The organism is Streptomyces sp. NPDC002886 (genome assembly GCF_042888445.1).
Taxonomy (GTDB): Bacteria; Actinomycetota; Actinomycetes; order Streptomycetales; family Streptomycetaceae; genus Streptomyces.
Window position 1 is genome coordinate 121,415 of sequence record NZ_JBIAPV010000013.1, and the last position, 19,300, is coordinate 140,714.

Below are 19,300 nucleotides of genomic sequence, written 5' to 3' on the forward strand. Positions count from 1 at the left end.
CGGGCGCGGGGCGCCGCCCCGCACGGACCGGCGGCGTCCGCGGCCCGCCCCGCGGACCCCTCGAACGGGTGAAGCCGTCAACCGGAGTCGCGGCCCGCACCCCCCGACCGAACCGCGTCAGCCCGCGCGCAGCGACATCGTCATCGCCTCGACGGCCAGCAGCGGGGCGACGTTGCGGTCCAGCGCCTGCCGGCACGCGATGATCGCCTCGATGCGCCGCAGTGTGCGCTCCGGGCCCGACTCCCGGGCGATCCGGTCCAGGTCCTGCCGTATTTCCTCGTTCGCGATGGCCAGCGAGGAGCCGAGCTGGAGCGCCAGGACGTCCCGGTAGAAGCCGGTGAGGTCGGTCAGGGCCAGGTCGAGGCTGTCGCGCTGCGTACGCGTGCGCCGGCGCTTCTGCCGGTCCTCCAGCTCCTTCATCACGCCCGCCGTACCGCGCGGCATCCGCCCGCCCGTGCCCGCTCCGGCGCCGAGCGCGGCCCTCAGCTCCTCGGTCTCCTTGGTGTCGACCTCTTCCGCGACCTGCTTGGCGTCCTCCGCGGCGGCGTCCACCAGCTCCTGCGCCGCCTTCAGGCAGTCGCCCACGTCGGCCACGCGCATCGGCAGCCGCAGCACGGTGGCGCGCCGTGAGCGGGCCGCCTCGTCGGTGGCGAGCCGGCGGGCCCGGCCGATGTGGCCCTGGGTCGCGCGGGCGGCGGCCTGGGCGACGGCCGGCTCGATGCCGTCGCGCCGTACGAGCACCTCGGCGACGGCGGACACCGGCGGGGTGCGCAGCGAAAGGTGGCGGCAGCGGGAGCGGATGGTGGGCAGCACGTCCTCCAGCGAGGGGGCGCACAGCAGCCACACGGTCCGTGGAGCGGGCTCCTCCACGGCCTTGAGCAGGACGTTTCCGGCGCCCTCGGTCAGCCGGTCGGCGTCCTCCAGGACGATGACCTGCCAGCGCCCGACAGCCGGGGAGAGCTGCGCCCGGCGCACCAGGGCTCGGGTGTCCTTCACGCCGATGGACAGCTGATCGGTGCGGACGATCTCCACGTCCGCGTGCGTGCCGATCACGGTGGTGTGGCAGCCGTCGCAGAACCCGCAGCCCGGCTCGCCGCCGAGGGCGCGGTCGGGACTGGTGCACTGGAGGGCGGCGGCGAAGGCGCGGGCGGCGGTGGAGCGCCCCGAACCGGGCGGTCCGGTGAACAGCCAGGCGTGCGTCATCTTGGAGGCGGCCGGCGGCGGGGTGCGCGCCTCGATGGCGGTGACCAGGGCGTCGGCATCGACCGCGGCGGCGGCCAGCTGTGTCTGAACCCGCTCCTGTCCCACCAGGTCGTCCCATACGGGCATCCCGCCCACCGCCTTTCCCTCGCGTACCGTCCGTGTCGTCTGCTCACCCAGTGTGGCGGCTCCCACTGACAATCCCCGTCAGCCGGCCCCCACGACGACCCCGGCCGTCACCCGCCGTACCGGCGTCCCCACGCCCGCCCTACCGCCGTAGCGCCGTCCCCGCCGCGGTCAGCCGCGGCGCGGTCCCCGGCCCTGGTCGTCCTCGTCGTCCCGGTGCCATCCCAGCAGCTCGTCCGCCAGCGTCGGCAGATCGTCCAGCGGAGTCTCCTCCGCCCAGTCCGAGCGCGGCCTGCGCGGCCGGCCGTCCTCGGTGACGTCGGTGAGCATCGGCAGTTCGCGGGTCGCGTCGTTGCCCGAGTCGCGGAAGATGCCCGGCGGGACCCGGTCGGCCGGGTTCTCCTCGGGGCGCCGGGCCGTCGGCCGCGACGCGGAGTACGGGGCCCGGGGCGCCGCCGGCCGCGTGGCCGGCGCCTCACCCGTGCCCGTGGGGCGTACGGGCGGCAGTACGGCCGTCTCGTCCGCCGGACCCGTCGCGCGTACGGGCGGCAGCACCGCCGTCTCGTCCACCGGGCCCGCCGCGGAGACGGGCGGCAGCACCGCCGTCTCGTCCGACGGAGCCACCGGACCGGACGCCGGACCCGCCGCCGGATCGGCCTTCGGGACCGGGACCGTCTGGGTGACGTCGTCCGGCTGCACGACCCGCTTGACGACCGGGGTCTCGATCGTGACGGCCTCGTCGTGGTGCGGCTCCTTGCGCAGGTCGGCCTTGGGCCCGGACACCGGGGGAGCCGCCGGGGCGGCCGGAGCCACCGGTGCGGCCGCCGGCACGGACGCCGAAGCGGCCGTCACCGAGGCAGCGGCAGCCGCGGCCGCCGCGGACTTCGCCGCCGCCTCCGCCGCCGAGGCCTCGGCCAGCCGACGGGCCTCCTCGGCCTTCAGCAGGGCCTCCTCGGCCCGCCGCTGCTTCTCCAGCCGGCGCTCCTCGGCCTCGGCGTGCAGCCGGGCCTCCTCTTCCGCCTGCTTGCGCAGCCGCTCGGCCTCCACCGCGCGGGCCTTCTCCTCGGCCTCCAGACGCAGTCGCTCGGCCTCGGCCCGCGCGCGGGCCTCCTCCTCGGCGCGCAGCCGCTCCTCGCGCTCCTTGCGGGCGGCCTCGGCCTCGGCTGCGATCCGGGCCTCCTCCGCCTCGCGGACCTTGCGGGCCTCTTCCTCCGCCAGCAGCCGGGCTTCCTCGGCCTTGCGGGCCGCCTCTTCCTCGGCCTTGCGCGCGGCCTCCACCAGGGCGAGCCGGCGGGCCTCCGCCTGCGCGGCCACCTCGGCCTCCGACAGCGGGAGCATCCGGTCCAGCCGGTGGCGCACGACGGTGCTGACCGACTCGGGGTCCTGGCCCGCGTCGACCACCAGGTAGCGCCCGGGGTCGGCCGCGGCCAGGGTCAGGAACCCGGCCCGCACCCGCTGGTGGAACTCCGCCGGCTCCGATTCCAGCCGGTCCGGCGCCTCCGTGAACCGCTCCCGGGCCGCCTCCGGCGACACGTCGAGCAGCACGGTCAGATTCGGTACGAGGCCACTCGTGGCCCAGCGCGAGATACGGGCGATCTCGGTCGGGGACAGGTCCCGGCCGGCGCCCTGGTAGGCCACCGAGGAGTCGATGTAGCGGTCGGTGATGACCACCGCGCCGCGCTCCAGGGCGGGCCGTACGACGGTGTCCACGTGCTCGGCGCGGTCGGCCGCGTAGAGCAGGGCCTCGGCGCGGTTCGACAGGCCCGCTGAGGACACGTCGAGCAGGATCGAGCGCAGCCGCTTGCCGACCGGCGTGGCCCCGGGCTCGCGCGTGACGACGACCTCGTGCCCCTTGGCCCGTATCCAGTCGGCCATCGCCTCGACCTGGGTGGACTTGCCGGCGCCGTCGCCGCCCTCCAGGGCGATGAAGAACCCGGCGTCGGACGCGGCCTGGACCGGCTCCCCGCCGCGCAGCGCCTCGCGCAGGTCGCGGCGCAGCGGTACGCCGCCGCGGTCGTCGGCCTTGGCCAGGACGATGACGGCGACCGGCAGCAGCAGGGCGCCGACCAGCATCAGCGTGAAGGCCGCGCCGCCGTGCGCGAAGACGACCTCGCCGGCGGCCAGCCGGTGCGGTCCGATCAGGGCGGCCAGCAGCGGTGCGGCCACGGCCCCGACGGCCACGGAGACCCGGACGACGGCCTGCAGGTGCTCGGTGACCCGGGCCCTGCGGAACTCCTCGGTCTCCTGGTCGAGCAGCGTGTGCCCGGTGTTCGCGGCGACGCCCGCGGCGGTGCCGGCGAGCAGCGAGAGGAACACCACCGTCGAGGTGTCCGGAACCAGCCCGGTCAGCATCAGCGCCAGCCCTGCCACCCCCACGGCCAGCGCCAGCAGGCGGCGCCGGGACAGTGCGGGGAGCACCTTGCCGGCCTGGGTGGCGCGGATGCCCAGCGCGGTGCCGCCGAGCAGGGCCAGTACGAGCAGCGAGAACGCGGCCGCTCCGCCCCCCAGGTCGGCGGCGTGCAGGACGGCCACGGCGGCGGCGGAGGCGACGGCTCCGGCGACGGCTCCGCAGACGAGCACGAACAGCGGGATGGCCCCCGTACGCCCCTTCTCCGGCCGGTCCCCCGCCTTGGGGGCCCGCAGGCCCTCCAGCGGGGAGCGGGGCCGCGGGGTCTTCGTGGCGGGCAGCACGAGCGGAAGCAGCAGCGAGACGGAGGCCGCGAAGAGACCGGAGGCCACGTACGAGCCGAGGGCCGCCTGGTTCTCGGCGAACCAGCCGATGCCGAGACCGAGCGCCTTGCCGATCAAGGTGGCGGCGAGCAGCGCGGCCGCGGCGATCGGCAGGGCGGCGAAGGCGGTGCGCAGGTTCAGCCGGCGCAGTGCGTCGAGGTGATCGGGCAGCGGCCGTACGGTCGCGCCCTCCGGCGGCGGCGCCGGCAGCAGACCGGGCGCCGCACTGTCCCTGGCCAGCCCCCACAGCCGCTCGGAGGCGCCGGAGACGAAGACGGTGGCGAGCAGGGCGATCAACGCGTGCGGGCCGATCCAGTCGAGCCACAGTGGGGCCACGACGAAGAGCGCGAGCCGGATCCCGTCGGCGCCGATCATCGTCCAGCGGCGGTCCAGCGTGCCGCCGGGGGCGGTGAGCTTGGACAGGGGCCCGAGGAGGACCGCGCCGAAGAGGACCGTGGACACCACACGGACGCCGAAGACGGCGGCGACGGCGAGGGCCCAGCCGGTGTAACCACCGCCGAAGGCCCCCTGATCCATGGCCGCCTGGAAGACCAGGAGCACCAGGACCAGCAGGGCGAGGGCATCGCCGATGCCGCTCACGAGCTGCGCGCTCCACAGACGGCGCAGCCCGGGGACGCGCAGCAGGGCGCGCACCGCGCGCTCGCGGGAGTCCGCGGCGAGGGCTTCGTCGTAGGTGGGTGCGGTGTCGGTGGTGTCGGTGGCGGCGGTCACGACCGTTGGCTGCTCGGCTCGCGTCATCCGCCCAGCCTATCCGCTGCGCTGTGCGGGTGCGGAGGGCTGTGGACAAGGTCCAATGTGACTCCCGACCCACCCCGTTCGGGAGCGCGCTCCCGGCCCGTGGGGCCGCTGCGCGGGGCTTCTCCCCGCCCCGCCCTTCCACCGTTCCCCGGGCTGCGCCCGGACCCCGGTCCTGCCCCGGTCCTGCCCCGGTCCTCGAGCGCCGGACGGCTGAAAGCGAAGGGGCGGGGCCCGCGCGTTACACGCGGGCCCCGCCCCTTACCTGCCGCAGGCCTGTGACTACTCGTCCGCCGCCACGGCCGCCGTCTTCTTCGCGACCGCCTTCTTCGCCGTGGTCGCCTTCTTCGCGGTCGTCGTCTTCTTCGCCGCCGTCTTCTTGGCGGCAGCGGTCTTCGTCGCCGTCGCCTTCGTGGCCGTCGCCTTCTTCGCCGGGGCCTTCTTCGCCGGAGCCTTCTTGGCCGTCTTCTTCACCGGCCCCTTGGCGCGCTTCTCCGCGAGCAGCTCGTAGCCCCGCTCCGGCGTGATCGTCTCGACGTCGTCGTCCCGCCGCAGCGTCGCGTTCGTCTCGCCGTCCGTCACGTACGGGCCGAACCGGCCGTCCTTGACGACCACCGGCTTCTCGCTCACCGGGTCCGTACCGAGCTCCTTCAGCGGCGGCTTGGCCGCCGCGCGCCCCCGCTGCTTCGGCTGCGCGTAGATCGCGAGCGCCTGCTCCAGGGTGATGGCGAAGAGCTGGTCCTCGGTCTCCAGCGACCGCGAGTCCGTGCCCTTCTTCAGGTACGGGCCGTAGCGGCCGTTCTGCGCGGTGATCTCCGCGCCCTCCGCGTCCACGCCGACGACCCGGGGAAGGGACATCAGGCGCAGGGCGTCTTCGAGCGTGACCGTGTCCAGGCTCATCGACTGGAACAGCGAGGCCGTCCGCGGCTTGACCGCGTTCTTGCCCGTCTTCGGCGTGCCCTCGGGCAGGATCTCCGTCACGTACGGCCCGTAGCGACCGTCCTTCGCGACGATTTCGTTCCCGCTGATCGGGTCCTTGCCCAGCTCGAACTCGCCGCTCGGCTTCGCGAAGAGCTCCTCCGCGTACTCGACCGTCAGCTCGTCGGGAGCCAGCTCCTCCGGGACGTCCGCCCGCTGGTGGCCCTCCGCGTCCTTCTCACCGCGCTCCACGTACGGCCCGTAGCGTCCGACCCGCAGCACGATGCCCTCGCCGACGGGGAAGGAGGAGATCTCCCGGGCGTCGATCGCGCCCAGGTCGGTCACCAGCTCCTTCAGGCCGCCGAGCGCGTCGCCGTCGGCCGGCACTACCTCGGTCGCGTCCTCCGCGCCGAAGTAGAAGCGCTTCAGCCACGGCACGGACTGGGCCTCGCCCCGCGCGATGCGGTCGAGGTCGTCCTCCATCTTGGCGGTGAAGTCGTAGTCGACGAGCCGCCCAAAGTGCGTCTCGAGCAGGTTGACCACGGCGAACGACAGGAAGGACGGCACGAGCGCCGTGCCCTTCTTGAAGACGTATCCGCGGTCCAGGATCGTGCCGATGATCGACGCGTACGTCGACGGGCGGCCGATCTCCCGCTCTTCCAGCTCCTTGACCAGCGAGGCCTCGGTGTAGCGGGCCGGCGGCTTGGTCGAGTGACCGTCGACCGTGACGTCCTCGGCCGACAGCGCGTCGCCCTCGGCGACCTGCGGGAGACGCTTCTCACGGTCGTCGAGCTCGGCGTTCGGGTCGTCCGCGCCCTCGACGTAGGCCTTCATGAAGCCGTGGAAGGTGATCGTCTTGCCGGAGGCCGAGAACTCGGCGTCACGGCCGTCGGCCGACCGGCCGCCGATCTTCACGGTGACCGAGTTGCCGACCGCGTCCTTCATCTGGGAGGCGACGGTGCGCTTCCAGATGAGCTCGTACAGGCGGAACTGGTCGCCGGTCAGACCGGTCTCGGCCGGGGTGCGGAAACGATCACCCGAAGGACGGATCGCCTCGTGCGCCTCTTGCGCGTTCTTGACCTTGCCCGCGTAGACGCGGGGCTTCTCCGGCAGGTACTCGGCGCCGTAGAGCTGCGTGACCTGCGCACGGGCCGCCGACACCGCGGTTTCGGACAGCGTCGTGGAGTCGGTACGCATGTAGGTGATGAAGCCGTTCTCGTACAGCTTCTGCGCCACCTGCATCGTCGCCTTCGCACCGAAGCCGAGCTTGCGCGAGGCCTCCTGCTGGAGCGTCGTCGTACGGAACGGGGCGTACGGGGAGCGGCGGTACGGCTTGGACTCGACCGACCGGACGGCGAACGAGGTCTCCGCCAGTGCGGCGGCCAGCGCCCGCGCGTTCGCCTCGTCGAGGTGCAGCACCTCGCTCTTGAGCTGCCCGGTCGAGCCGAAGTCGCGGCCCTGTGCGACGCGCTTGCCGTCCACCGTGTTCAGGCGGGCGACCAGCGTGGACGGGTCGGAGGCGTCACCGGCGCGGCCGGTGGCGAAGGTGCCGGTCAGGTCCCAGTACTCGGCCGAGCGGAAGGCGATGCGCTCGCGCTCCTTCTCGACCACCATGCGGGTGGCCACCGACTGGACGCGGCCCGCCGACAGCTTCGGCATGACCTTCTTCCACAGGACCGGCGAGACCTCGTAGCCGTAGAGGCGGTCGAGGATGCGGCGGGTCTCCTGGGCGTCGACCATGCGCTGGTTCAGCTCGCGCGGGTTGGCGACGGCGTCGCGGATCGCGTCCTTGGTGATCTCGTGGAAGACCATCCGGTGGACGGGGACCTTGGGCTTGAGTACTTCCTGCAGGTGCCACGCGATGGCTTCGCCCTCGCGGTCCTCATCGGTGGCGAGGAAGAGTTCGTCGGACTCGGCCAGCAGCTCCTTGAGCTTCCTGACCTGGGCCTTCTTATCCGCGTTGACGACGTAGATCGGCGCGAAGTCGTGCTCGACGTCCACACCGAGACGGCGGACCTCACCGGTGTACTTGTCGGGAACCTCGGCCGCGCCACTCGGGAGGTCGCGGATGTGCCCGACGCTCGCCTCGACGACGTATCCGGGGCCGAGATAGCCCTTGATCGTCTTCGCCTTGGCAGGGGACTCGACGATGACGAGTCGGCGGCCGCCCTTTGCGGTCTCGCTAGTCGGGGACAACTTGGCTCTTCTCTCCGGTCGGCACTCGGTCGCAGTACGGCGACGCTGCGGAGTGTGACGGTACAACCCGCCCCCGTGTCAAACGGCAGAAGCCCGCAACGGCCACTCGAACGGTAACCCGACAAGTGCCATTTCTGCCGCCCGGATGCCGCGCCAGGCCCTGCGCACTCACCGGGCAGAGTGGCCGAAGGGCCGTCTGGCCCCGCCTCCGCACCCCTCCCCACGTCGGTGTTCACCGATGTGTACGGGCCTGCGCGCAATCCGGACGAGAGGGCGAAACCCGGCGCGCCGCCGGAGCCCGGACGACATCCGGCCGCTCCGCCGGGGCCACGAACCGCGAGCCCGGCCCCGGCCGGCGCGAGGCGGCCGCCACGGCCGGGCCGACACCACCGGAGGGAAACCGCCCGGGTGACATCACCGGAGCGAACCGCCTGGCCGAAACCGCCTGAGCGGCACCGCTCCGGCGTCACAGCCGTCCGAGGCACCAGACCCCGAGGGCCAGCGAGACCCCGCCGGCGAGCAGCGCCAGCGGTACGGCCACGACGGGGCGCACGCCCTCGGCCACCGGCGCGCCGTGTGCGGCGCGCGCCCCCGTCCAGGCCAGCAGAGCGGCCCCGAACAGCAGGAACACGGCCGCCGCGAAGATCGCCGGACCGTGCTCCATGCCGTTCACCTCGTCCCCCGGGCCGCTCTCGGGATCCCCCCGGATCCCGCTGACCGGAGGATTTCAGCCGAGGGGAGACAGCAGGCGAACCCGGGGTGACATCCCGGCTCCGACCGACCGGATCCCCGACTGCCCGGGACACGCCGGCCGGGCCGCGGCGAACCTCCCCGCGGCCCGACCCCCCTGACTGCTCCGGGGTGCGCCGGGCGCACGGCGACGGCCGGCCTACTCGTCCGCGGGTTCCGCTTGCGCCCCGGCCAACGGCTCCAGGAACCCCTGCTCCACCAGCATCCGGATCGCCTCGGGCGTCCGGTCCCGCAGGACCACCGGGTCCTCCTCCACCAGCTGGGCGATGGCGTCCAGGATCCGCCCCGCGCTCAGTGATCCGTCGCACACCCCGGCGAACCCGGCCCCGACCGTGTCGACCTTGGTGGCCCGCCGCATGCCCCGGTTCTGCCGGAGCACGACGTGTTCCGGATCCTCCGCGCCGGGCGCTCCGACCTGCTCTTGCACGACCTCCGCGGTCAGCCGGAAGTAGCCCGCCAGCAGGGCCGCGTCATCGTGGTCGCGCAGGTAGTCCTGGCGTGCGAAGTGGTCGAGCACGGCCTCGCCGAGCGGCTGTTCCACGGAGTGCGGCCATTCCTCGACCACGATCGACGGCTCGGCCGCGTCGCTGCGGCGCAGCGTGATCCAGCCGAACCCGACCGCCTTGGTCTTGCGGGCTTCGAACTCGTCCAGCCAGTCCTCGTACCGCTGTTCGTACGCGGCGGGGTCGGTGCGGTGGTCGCCCGCGTCGCGCAGCCACAGCTCCGCGTACTGCGTCACGTCCTGCACGTCGCGCTGCACGATCCAGGCATCGCAGCCGCGCGGCACCCAGGCCCGTACCCGGTCGTGCCAGTCCTCGCCGTCCACGTGCTGCCAGTTGCCCAGGAACTGCGCGAACCCGCCCTGGTTGAGCCGGGCCCCGGCCTCCTGGACGAGGGTCCGGCACAGGTCGTCGCCGCCCATCCCGCCGTCCCGGTACGTCAGCCGGGCTCCCGGGGAGATCACGAACGGCGGATTCGACACGATCAGGTCGTACGTGGCCTCGCCGACCGGCTCGAACAGCGACCCGGCGAGCAGTTCCGCCTCGGGGGCGCCCGACAGTGCCAGCGTCAACCGGGTGAATTCCAGGGCCCGCGGGTTGACATCGGTCGCCGTGACCCGGGTCGCGTGCTGGGCGGCGTGCAGCGCCTGGATCCCGGATCCGGCGCCGACGTCGAGGGCCGAGCCGACCGGCGTGCGGATGGTGATCCCGGCCAGCGTCGTGGAGGCTCCGCCGACACCGAGGACCACGCCCTCCTCACGGCTGCCGATGCCGCCGGCCCCGCCGACGGCGCAGCCGAGGTCGGAAACGATGAACCAGTCCTCGCCGTCCGGACCGCCGTACGGGCGCACGTCCACGGTGGCGTGCAGCTCATCGCCCTCGCGCCGCAACCAGCCGTCCGCCAGGGCCGCGTCGACGGGCAGGGCGGCCGCGGCGTGCACGTACGGCACCGGCTGCCGCAGCAGGAACAGCCGCGTCAGACTCGCGAGCGGGCCGTCGCCGTGGCTCCGCGTGGCGCGCAGGGCGGGGACCGTCTCGCTGCGGGCCAGCGCGGCGTACGCCGGGGCGCCGAGCAGGTCGAGCAGCCCGTCGGCGGTGAAGCCCGCGGCGAGCAACGCGGCGCGGAGCTCGGCCGCGCGGGCCGACGAGGGGAGGTGGGCGGGCAGACCGGGGGGAAGGCTGGTGGTACTCACCCGCCCATTGTGGCCGCTGCCGCCCCCATTGCCCGCGCCACACGGCCTTCGGCGTGGGCGTCCGGCGCTCCCGCGAGCTCCCGGCCGGGGGCGTCGGCCCGGGACGGGCGCCGAGCGGGCGCAGTTCCGTACGGTCGTTGGTTGCTTCTGGGGTGTCCCCGGCGCCGTCCCGGCCTGACCGCCGGACATGCGCCGGACATCCCGCCGCGCATCACGCCCGCCATCCCGCCCGACATCCCACCGGACATCCCGCCGGACATCCCGCCGGACATGCGCCGGGGCGGCCGGGGTCCCGAAGGATCCCGGCCGCCCCGGTGTGTGCGGCGCCGCCGGCGGGGCGGCGGTCCGCGTTAGGACTTCGCCGGCGACGGAGTCGTCACCTGGCAGCCCTTCTGACCGTTCATCGCCTTGTCCAGCCCGCCCGCCTTGAGCTGGTCGAGGGCCTCCTTGCCGCCCTTGGTCGCTTCCTCCAGGCCGCCCGCCACGTCCTTGAGGCCCTCGGCGAACTTGCCCTGGTCCTTGGCGTCGAGGGCGTCCATCTTCGTCTTCAGGGCGGTGTAGCCCGCCGACGTGGACTCGAAGCCCATGACCGCGGCGGCCTGGGTCTTCTCACCGTCCTTGACGGGCGGAACTCCCGCGTCCGTCAGGGCCGTACCCATCGCCTTGTACGACTGGGCCATGGTCCCGAAGGCCGCCGAGTCGGTCGTCTGGACCTCCTCGGGCTTGCTGCTCTCGGTCGCCACCCGCTTGATGTCCGTGTTCGCCTGCTCGATCTTCTCGAGCTCGGGCTGCCAGCTGTCGCAGACCTTCTTGGCCCAGGCGTCGGTCTTCTTGTCGCCGTCGTCCCCGCCGCAGCCGGACAGGACGAGCATCAGCACCGCAGCGCCCGATACCGCGGCCGCAAGCTTCTTGTTCACCGGATTGGTCCCTTCGAAGGCTCTCGGCCCGGAAGATACACGTCCACCATCGGGGAAACGCAAAGGCGGACGGACGGCGCGTCAGTCCGCGCCGTCCGTCCGCCGTTCGGGCGTACGGTCGAGAGCCGTGCCCGCGCCTGCCGGGTCAGGCCCGCGAGAGCCTTCTCGGGAGCGGCCGTCTCAGGAGGAGATCGCCGTCGCCGGGTCGGCCTGCTGGCCCACCCGCTCGGCGGGCGCGCCCTCGCCCTCCCCGTCGTCGCCCACCGCGATGCCGCGGCGCTTGGAGACGTACACCGCGCCGACGATGACGCCGATCGCGAGGACCGCGACGATCGCCCGAACGGTCGGACTGGCGTCCGAGCCGTAGCTGAACTGCACGATCGCGGGGGCGATCAGCAGCGCCACCAGGTTCATGACCTTGAGCAGCGGGTTGATGGCGGGGCCGGCGGTGTCCTTGAACGGGTCGCCGACGGTGTCGCCGATGACGACCGCCTCGTGCGCCGCGCTGCCCTTGCCGCCGTGGTGCCCGTCCTCGACGAGCTTCTTCGCGTTGTCCCACGCGCCACCGGAGTTGGCGAGGAAGACGGCCATCAGGGTGCCGGTGCCGATCGCTCCGGCGAGGAAGGAACCGAGCGCTCCGACGCCGAGCGTGAATCCGACGGCGATCGGGGTGAGAACGGCGAGCAGCCCGGGCGTGGCGAGTTCGCGCAGCGCGTCCTTCGTGCAGATGTCCACGACGCGCCCGTACTCGGGCTTCTCGGTGTAGTCCATGATCCCGGGGTGCTCCCGGAACTGCCGGCGCACCTCGTAGACCACCGCGCCCGCCGAGCGGGACACGGCGTTGATGGCGAGGCCGGAGAAGAGGAACACGACGGCCGCGCCCAGGATCAGCCCGACCAGGTTGTTGGGCTGCGCGATGTCCAGGCTGAGGTTCATCTCGCTGCCGGCCTTGACGCCGACTTCCTTGACCGCGTTCGCGATGGCGTCGTTGTACGAGCCGAAGAGCGCGGCCGCGGCGAGTACGGCCGTGGCGATGGCGATGCCCTTGGTGATGGCCTTGGTGGTGTTGCCCACCGCGTCCAGGTCGGTCAGCACCTGCGCGCCGGCGCCCTCGACGTCCCCGGACATCTCCGCGATGCCCTGGGCGTTGTCGGAGACCGGACCGAAGGTGTCCATGGCGACGATGACGCCGACCGTGGTGAGCAGACCGGTGCCGGCCAGCGCCACGGCGAAGAGCGCCAGCATGATCGAGGTGCCGCCGAGCAGGAACGCCCCGTACACGCCGAGCCCGATGAGCAGCGCCGTGTACACGGCGGACTCCAGGCCGACGGAGATGCCGGCGAGCACGACCGTCGCGGCGCCCGTCAGGGAGGACTTGCCGATGTCCCGGACGGGACGGCGGTTGGTCTCGGTGAAGTAGCCGGTGAGCTGCTGGATCAGGGCCGCGAGCACGATGCCGATGGCGACGGCGACCAGCGCCAGGATCCGCGGGTCGCCGGAGTGACCGGAGATCGCGGCGTCGTCGACGCCGACGAGCTCCTTGTAGGTGCCCGGCAGGTACGCGTAGACGGCGATCGCGACGAGGACCATCGAGATGGCGGCGGAGATGAAGAAGCCGCGGTTGATGGCGGTCATTCCGCTGCGGTCGGTCCGGCGCGGGGAGACCGCGAAGATGCCGATCATCGCGGTGACGACCCCGATGGCGGGGACGATCAGCGGGAAGGCCAGGCCCAGGTCGCCGAAGGCGGCCTTGCCGAGGATGAGGGCCGCCACGAGGGTGACGGCGTACGACTCGAAGAGGTCGGCGGCCATTCCCGCGCAGTCTCCGACGTTGTCGCCCACATTGTCGGCGATGGTCGCGGCATTGCGCGGGTCGTCCTCCGGAATGCCCTGCTCGACCTTGCCGACCAGGTCGGCGCCCACGTCGGCGGCCTTGGTGAAGATGCCGCCTCCGACACGCATGAACATCGCGATGAGCGCGGCACCGAGACCGAAGCCCTCCAGGACCTTGGGCGCGTCGGCGGCGTAGACGAGCACGACGCAGGACGCGCCGAGCAGGCCGAGGCCGACGGTGAACATGCCCACCACGCCGCCGGTGCGGAACGCGATCCGCATGGCCTTGTGGGAGACCTCGGTGAGGTCCTTGGCCGGCTCGCCCTCGGCGGGGGTGGCCTCGCGGGCGGCGGCGGCGACGCGGACGTTGGCACGGACCGCGAGGCGCATGCCGATGTAGCCGGTGGCGGCCGAGAAGACGGCGCCGACGAGGAAGAAGGCGGAACGTCCCGACCTCTGCGTCCAGTCGTCGGCGGGAAGCAGGAACAGCAGGAAGAACACGACGACGGCGAAGACGCCGAGCGTGCGGAGCTGCCGGCCGAGGTAGGCGTTGGCGCCCTCCTGGACGGCGGCGGCGATCTCCTTCATGGAGTCGGTTCCCTCGTCGGCTGCGAGGACCTGGCGGACCAGGATCTGCGCGACGACGAGCGCGGCGATGGCCACGGCCGCAATGACGATCACGATGAGCCGATTGTCATCCGTGAGTACTGCGGATGCCAGGTCTGTGGTGCGACCCGGCGCGATAGGGGTAAAGAGCCCCGTCATTCGTCCTCCTTGACGTGATGAGCTCAAGATGTGGACGGATTGTAGGGAGCGCGACCCGATCAAAACAGTACGCAGGAAACGGAATTGGCCCGCACTTGCCCCTCACCAATAGATCTGGTCACTCCATTACCCTCGAAAGCGGTAACGGGGCAAAAGCATTGACGCTTGATCAGCGATCAATAAACCCGGCAGGGAACGATCACGGAATGGATCTAGGGCCACCCGAAAGGCCCTGCTCGGCAGGGCATTGAATAAGATCGGAAGATACGTCGGCACGCGCGGCGGAACATCATCGGTGTCCACCCCGGGGCGCCTCCGACGCCTTACCGGCACCCGCCCGGTCCCCCGTCGCCAGACGACCGGCCTCCGGGAACGCCCCGCGTCAAAGCCCGATCGGGGCACGAAACCGACGGGGAAGCGGCAAACCCACGGAGCGGGACGAGAACCCGCCGGGCCCCACGAGAACCCGCCAGCCCCTCCCGGGCAGCACGAAGCCCCGGGGAGACGCGGGCCCCAGAGGGGGGACGCGGGCCGGGGGGGGTGACGCGGTCCAGGGCAGCACGAAAACCCGCCGGGCTGCCCGAAGGCGACCCGGCGGGCACGAAGCGTGTGCGCAGCCGATCGAGGCGGCCCGCCCGACTACGGCGGCCCGGCCACGGAAGCCCGGCTGGGGCAACCCGACTACGGAAGCTCGGAGGTCCCCGAGACGGGCCAGCTCATCCGGATGGTCCCGCCGGCTTCCCCGCTGATGACGTCGACGTCGTCGACCAGGCCGCTGATCACGGCAAGGCCCATCTCGTCCTCGCCCTCGGCGTCGGGGTCCAGGACGGCGTCGATTCCGGACACGGCGGCGGCAGGACCGCCGGCCGGTCCGGGCACTTCGTCGCTGACCTCGATGGAGAACACCTTCTCCTCCTCGGTCAGCACCACCCGGACGGGCGCGGTGATTCCGTTGGTGCGATGCAGTCCGACGGCACGCGAACAGGCCTCGCCCACGGCGAGGCGGACCTCGTCGAGGACGGCTTCCTCCACACCGGCCCGTCGCGCCACGGCGGCCGCGACCAGGCGGGCCGTCCGGACGTGTTCGGGCTGGGCGCTGAAGCGCAGTTCAACGGTGGCCATGCGCGTCCCCCTCGGACTACGGGCGTGCCTTACCGGGGCCCGGACCGCTTGTGGCCCGGTACCCCTCGCTCCATCTTCGGCCGTTTCGCCGCCGGCCGTCAGTCGGTGGCGTTGACGGCGTCTTCCACCGAGTTGTGGATCGGAAACACCTTGGTCAGACCGGTGATTCGGAAGATCTTCAGGATGCGCTCCTGGTTGCAGACCAGACGCAGCGAGCCCTCGTGCGCGCGGACGCGCTTGAGGCCTCCCACGAGCACACCAAGCCCGGTGGAGTCGAGGAAGTCCACTCGCTCCATGTCGACAACCAGGTGGTAGCTGCCGTCATTCACCAACTCGACCAACTGCTCGCGCAGCTTGGGCGCGGTATACACATCAATCTCGCCACCGACCTCCACGACCGTACGGTCGCCGACAGGGACAGGTCCACGGATCCTCCAGCACCTTGCTATCGAGCGGCGCCCCCCAGGGGCCTCCCCACCCGGAGGTGGACGAGGGATTGGCTGCCGCGATGGCATTCAATCACTTACCGGCAGGCGCGCACGACGCCTTCGGACCATTGTCCCGCACGCCGGTGACACACTCGGTTCCAATGGCCAACACTCACCGTCCCGGGCCGCCCACGGCACCCGAGGACGTCAGACCCACCCCCGGCACGGTTCTGGACCGGCTGTCACGGGGGCCTTCCCGGGCTGCGCGCATCACCCATACGGAGCACTTGCCCCCTCGGGAGGGTCGTCATGCGGTCTGGCCCGATCGCATCCGAACTGATGTCGTAGCCGCGATTCAGGCCGCCGGGATCGACCATCCGTGGGAACACCAGGCCGCGGCGGCCGAGCACGCCCTCGACGGGGAGTCCGTGGTCGTCGCCACGGGCACCGCCTCGGGCAAGTCGCTGGCCTACCTCGCGCCCGTGCTCTCCGCCCTCGCCGAAGGGGCCGAGGCGCCCAACGGCCGGGGCGCGACCGCCCTGTACCTGGCCCCGACCAAGGCCCTGGCCGCCGACCAGCGCCGCGCCGTACGGGAACTGGCCGGCCCCCTCGGCAACGCCGTCCGGCCCGCGGTCTACGACGGGGACACCCCCTTCGAGGAGCGCGAGTGGGTGCGCCAGTACGCCAACTACGTCCTCACCAATCCCGACATGCTGCACCGCGGGATCCTCCCGGCCCACCCGCGCTGGTCCTCCTTCCTGCGGGCCCTGCGCTACGTGGTCATCGACGAGTGCCACACCTACCGGGGCGTCTTCGGCTCCCACGTCGCCCAGGTCCTGCGGCGGCTGCGCCGGCTGTGTGCCCGCTACGGCTCCGATCCCGTGTTCCTGCTGGCCTCCGCCACCGCGAGCGACCCGGCGACCGCCGCGTCCCGCCTGACCGGCCTGCCGGTGGTCGCGGTCTCCGACGACGCCTCCCCGCGCGGCGAGGTCGTCTTCGCCCTGTGGGAGCCGCCCCTGACCGACCTCAAGGGCGAGCGGGGCGCACCCGTACGCCGTACGGCCACCGCCGAGACCGCCGATCTCCTCACCGACCTGGTCGTGCAGGGCGTCCGTACGGTCGCCTTCGTCCGCTCCCGGCGCGGCGCGGAGCTGATCGCGGTGATCGCCCAGGAGAAGCTCGCAGCCGTGGACCGCTCGCTGCCCGGGCGGGTCGCGGCCTATCGCGGCGGCTACCTGCCCGAGGAGCGCCGGGCCCTGGAGCGGGCCCTGCACTCCGGCGACCTGCTCGGCCTGGCCGCGACGACCGCCCTGGAGCTGGGCGTGGACGTCTCGGGCCTGGACGCCGTCCTGATCACCGGCTACCCGGGCACCCGCGCCTCCCTGTGGCAGCAGGCCGGCCGTGCCGGGCGCTCGGGCCAGGGGGCGCTGGCCGTCCTGATCGCCCGGGACGACCCGCTGGACACCTACCTGGTCCACCACCCCGAGGCCCTCTTCCGGCAGCCGGTGGAGGCCACGGTCCTGGACCCCGACAACCCGTACGTCCTGGCCCCGCACCTGTGCGCGGCGGCGGCGGAGCTGCCGCTGACGGAGCCCGACCTCGACCTCTTCGGCCCGGCCGCGCGCGACCTCCTCCCCCAGCTCGAAGCGGCGAAGCTGCTGCGCCGCCGGGCCACCGCCTGGCACTGGACCCGCCGGGAACGGGCCTCGGACCTCACCGACATCCGGGGCGGCGGCGGACGCCCGGTCCAGATCGTCGAGGCCGCCACGGGCCGGCTGCTGGGCACGGTCGACGAGGAGGCCTCCCACACCGCCGTCCACGACGGGGCGGTCCACCTCCACCAGGGCCGCACGTACCTCGTGAAGCACCTGGACCTGGAGGATTCCGTGGCGCTGGTCGAGGAGGCGAACCCGCCGTTCTCCACGACGGCCCGCGACACGACCGCCATCTCCGTCCTGGAGACCGAGACGGAGATCCCCTGGGGCCGCGGCAGGCTCTGCTTCGGCTCGGTGGAGGTCACCAACCAGGTGGTCTCCTACCTGCGCCGCAAACTGATCACCGGCGAGGTGCTGGGCGAAGCCAAACTGGACCTGCCGCCCCGCACCCTGCGCACCCGGGCCGTCTGGTGGACGGTCACGGAGGACCAGCTCGACGAGGCCAGGATCAACCCGGAGATCCTCGGTGGCGCCCTGCACGCCGCCGAGCACGCCTCCATCGGCCTGCTCCCGCTCTTCGCCACCTGCGACCGCTGGGACATCGGCGGGGTCTCCGTCCCGCTGCATCCCGACACCCTCCTCCCGACGGTCTTCGTCTACGACGGCCACCCGGGCGGCGCCGGATTCGCCGAGCGCGCCTTCCACACGGCCCGCGCCTGGCTGACGGCGACCCGTGACGCCATCGCCGCCTGCGAGTGCGAGGCCGGCTGCCCCTCGTGCATCCAGTCCCCCAAGTGCGGCAACGGCAACGACCCCCTGCACAAGCGCGGCGCCGTCCGGCTCCTCACCCACCTCCTCTCGGAATCCCCGGACCCGGACCCACCGGCGACACCCTGAACCCCGACGGGCCGACCGGTAGGAACTCGGGCCGCACGGGCCGGTCAGCGATTGGCTGAATATCGCCCCTGGCACCCCTCAAACCGGAACACCCGCCCGAAGGCCCGACCCGCCGTCGCAGCCGCCTCCCAGCCCCCTCTCAGCCCCATATCGGCCCCCTCACACCCCGTCCCGGCGGCGCCCGGGCACTCTTCGGCCCGCACCCGCCCCGCACGGACCGGCGTCCGCGGCGTCGCCGGGTCCCTTCCCCACGGATCCGGGCCCTTCCACCGGGCCAGGACGTGCGGAGGACCTCATCGGGGCTCCTCGGGCAGGGGCGGGCCCGCGCGCGAGCGCAGCCCGGGGGCGAAGGGGCCCGTCGGGGCGCGGGCGGTGATCTCCGCGATCTCTCCCGTCACCACGCACCCGGTGACCTGCGCGCCCTGCGCCACCGCCACCCGTACCGCCGTGGCGCAGGCGGCCTCCGGGCCGTGGGCCCAGCTCGCCGCCGCGGCGAGGGCGGCCAGGTCGGCGGCGGCCGCGGCACGGTGCCGCGAGACCACCGCCTGCCCGAGCAGGAGCACCCCGCCGAACACCGCCACCAGCACGGTCACCACCACGACCGCCCACACCGTGGCGGACCCCCGGTCCCGCGCGGCCGCACGCGCCCCGGTCACGACGGCGGCCCCACGGTGTCCTCGGCCAGGGCGGCCGCCAGGGCGGTGAGCCGCACCGGCAGTGCGGCCGGGCCCGGGGCGGGCGCCGAGACGCGGACCCGCCACAGGTCACCTGTCCGCGAGAGCTCCACCCGCGCCCCGGGCGGGGCCGCGGCCACGGCCGCCGCAACGGCCGTGTCCGCCGGCTCCGACCGGGCAGCCGCCCGGGCGCCGGCCCGAGCGGCGTCCACACACCGGATCTGGGCGGAGGCCGCCATCAGCGCCCACACCAGCAGTGCCGCGAACAGCACCAGCGCCGGAATCACCAAGGCCGTCTCCGCCGTCACGAATCCACGGTCAGAACGGCGCATCGAGTGCCTTCCCGATGGTCGACTGGAGTGCCGCCGAGACCAGTTCGCTCGTCACCACCTTGTACAGAACGGCCGCGAACGCACACGCCGCGATCGTGCCCATGGCGTATTCGGACGTGGACATTCCCGCATCGCCCGCACGCCGCCTCAGTCCCGCCAGTCCCGTCAGTACCGCCCGCATCCGAAACCCGTTGATCGACATGACAATCTCCCGTTGATTCAGCTTTTTGACGTGTTCTCAGATGGTCATTTCAGGTGGCGCCCGCGGCTGATCATTCAGCCGGTCCTCCAGCGATCATTCGGCCGGT

Annotated in this window: 13 protein-coding genes; 1 reads left to right on the forward strand and 12 read right to left on the reverse strand. The window is 72.9% G+C overall.

The window, feature by feature from the left end; genetic code table 11:
- Positions 1-117: 117 nt before the first annotated feature.
- The 9 genes from ACFYYB_RS37135 to bldG all read right to left on the reverse strand — a co-directional run bounded on the left by ACFYYB_RS37135 (position 118) and on the right by bldG (position 15,437).
- Entirely contained in the window at positions 118-1,329 is a 1,212-nt protein-coding gene (locus tag ACFYYB_RS37135; RefSeq protein WP_389442056.1) for a DNA polymerase III subunit delta', read from the reverse strand.
- A gap of 168 nt (positions 1,330-1,497) precedes the next feature.
- On the reverse strand, positions 1,498-4,815 hold the full coding sequence (gene tmk, locus ACFYYB_RS37140; RefSeq protein ID WP_389442058.1) for a dTMP kinase: 3,318 nt from the start codon (positions 4,813-4,815) through the stop codon (positions 1,498-1,500).
- A gap of 279 nt (positions 4,816-5,094) precedes the next feature.
- Positions 5,095-7,926: a type I DNA topoisomerase gene (gene topA / locus ACFYYB_RS37145; RefSeq protein ID WP_389442060.1), complete on the reverse strand. Its 2,832-nt coding sequence runs from the start codon at positions 7,924-7,926 to the stop codon at positions 5,095-5,097.
- Positions 7,927-8,392: 466 nt separating this feature from the next.
- Positions 8,393-8,590: a hypothetical protein gene (locus tag ACFYYB_RS37150; protein WP_389442062.1), complete on the reverse strand. Its 198-nt coding sequence runs from the start codon at positions 8,588-8,590 to the stop codon at positions 8,393-8,395.
- Between the two features lie 225 nt (positions 8,591-8,815).
- Positions 8,816-10,369 (reverse strand): methyltransferase, encoded by a 1,554-nt coding sequence (locus ACFYYB_RS37155; RefSeq protein ID WP_389442065.1) that lies wholly within the window; start codon positions 10,367-10,369, stop codon positions 8,816-8,818.
- 350 nt (positions 10,370-10,719) lie between these two features.
- Positions 10,720-11,286 carry a small secreted protein gene (locus tag ACFYYB_RS37160; protein WP_389442068.1) on the reverse strand — a complete coding sequence of 189 codons (567 nt, stop codon included), beginning with the start codon at positions 11,284-11,286 and terminating at the stop codon, positions 10,720-10,722.
- Between the two features lie 180 nt (positions 11,287-11,466).
- Complete coding sequence (locus ACFYYB_RS37165) at positions 11,467-13,884, reverse strand: sodium-translocating pyrophosphatase (protein WP_389442071.1); 2,418 nt, start codon at positions 13,882-13,884, stop codon at positions 11,467-11,469.
- Positions 13,885-14,565: 681 nt separating this feature from the next.
- Positions 14,566-15,006 (reverse strand): ATP-binding protein, encoded by a 441-nt coding sequence (locus ACFYYB_RS37170; RefSeq protein ID WP_389442074.1) that lies wholly within the window; start codon positions 15,004-15,006, stop codon positions 14,566-14,568.
- Positions 15,007-15,104: 98 nt separating this feature from the next.
- Entirely contained in the window at positions 15,105-15,437 is a 333-nt protein-coding gene (bldG, locus tag ACFYYB_RS37175) for an anti-sigma factor antagonist BldG (protein WP_389442353.1), read from the reverse strand.
- Between the two features lie 77 nt (positions 15,438-15,514).
- On the opposite strand from bldG, the gene ACFYYB_RS37180 reads away from it, so the two are divergent.
- On the forward strand, positions 15,515-17,986 hold the full coding sequence (locus tag ACFYYB_RS37180; RefSeq protein WP_389442077.1) for a DEAD/DEAH box helicase: 2,472 nt from the start codon (positions 15,515-15,517) through the stop codon (positions 17,984-17,986).
- Positions 17,987-18,279: 293 nt separating this feature from the next.
- On the opposite strand, the gene ACFYYB_RS37185 is transcribed toward ACFYYB_RS37180, so the two are convergent.
- Genes ACFYYB_RS37185 through ACFYYB_RS37195 form a run of 3 tightly spaced genes read right to left on the reverse strand, consistent with a single transcriptional unit; the run spans position 18,280 to position 19,194 of the window.
- The gene (locus ACFYYB_RS37185; RefSeq protein WP_389442079.1) at positions 18,280-18,642 is read right to left on the reverse strand and encodes an Rv3654c family TadE-like protein; all 363 of its coding nucleotides are present in this window, start codon (positions 18,640-18,642) and stop codon (positions 18,280-18,282) included.
- Positions 18,639-18,968, reverse strand: coding sequence for a TadE family type IV pilus minor pilin (locus ACFYYB_RS37190; RefSeq protein ID WP_389442082.1), 330 nt, complete (start codon positions 18,966-18,968; stop codon positions 18,639-18,641). The genes ACFYYB_RS37185 and ACFYYB_RS37190 overlap by 4 nt, the downstream gene beginning before the upstream one ends.
- A gap of 10 nt (positions 18,969-18,978) precedes the next feature.
- Positions 18,979-19,194, reverse strand: coding sequence for a DUF4244 domain-containing protein (locus ACFYYB_RS37195; protein ID WP_389442085.1), 216 nt, complete (start codon positions 19,192-19,194; stop codon positions 18,979-18,981).
- Positions 19,195-19,300 lie beyond the last annotated feature (106 nt).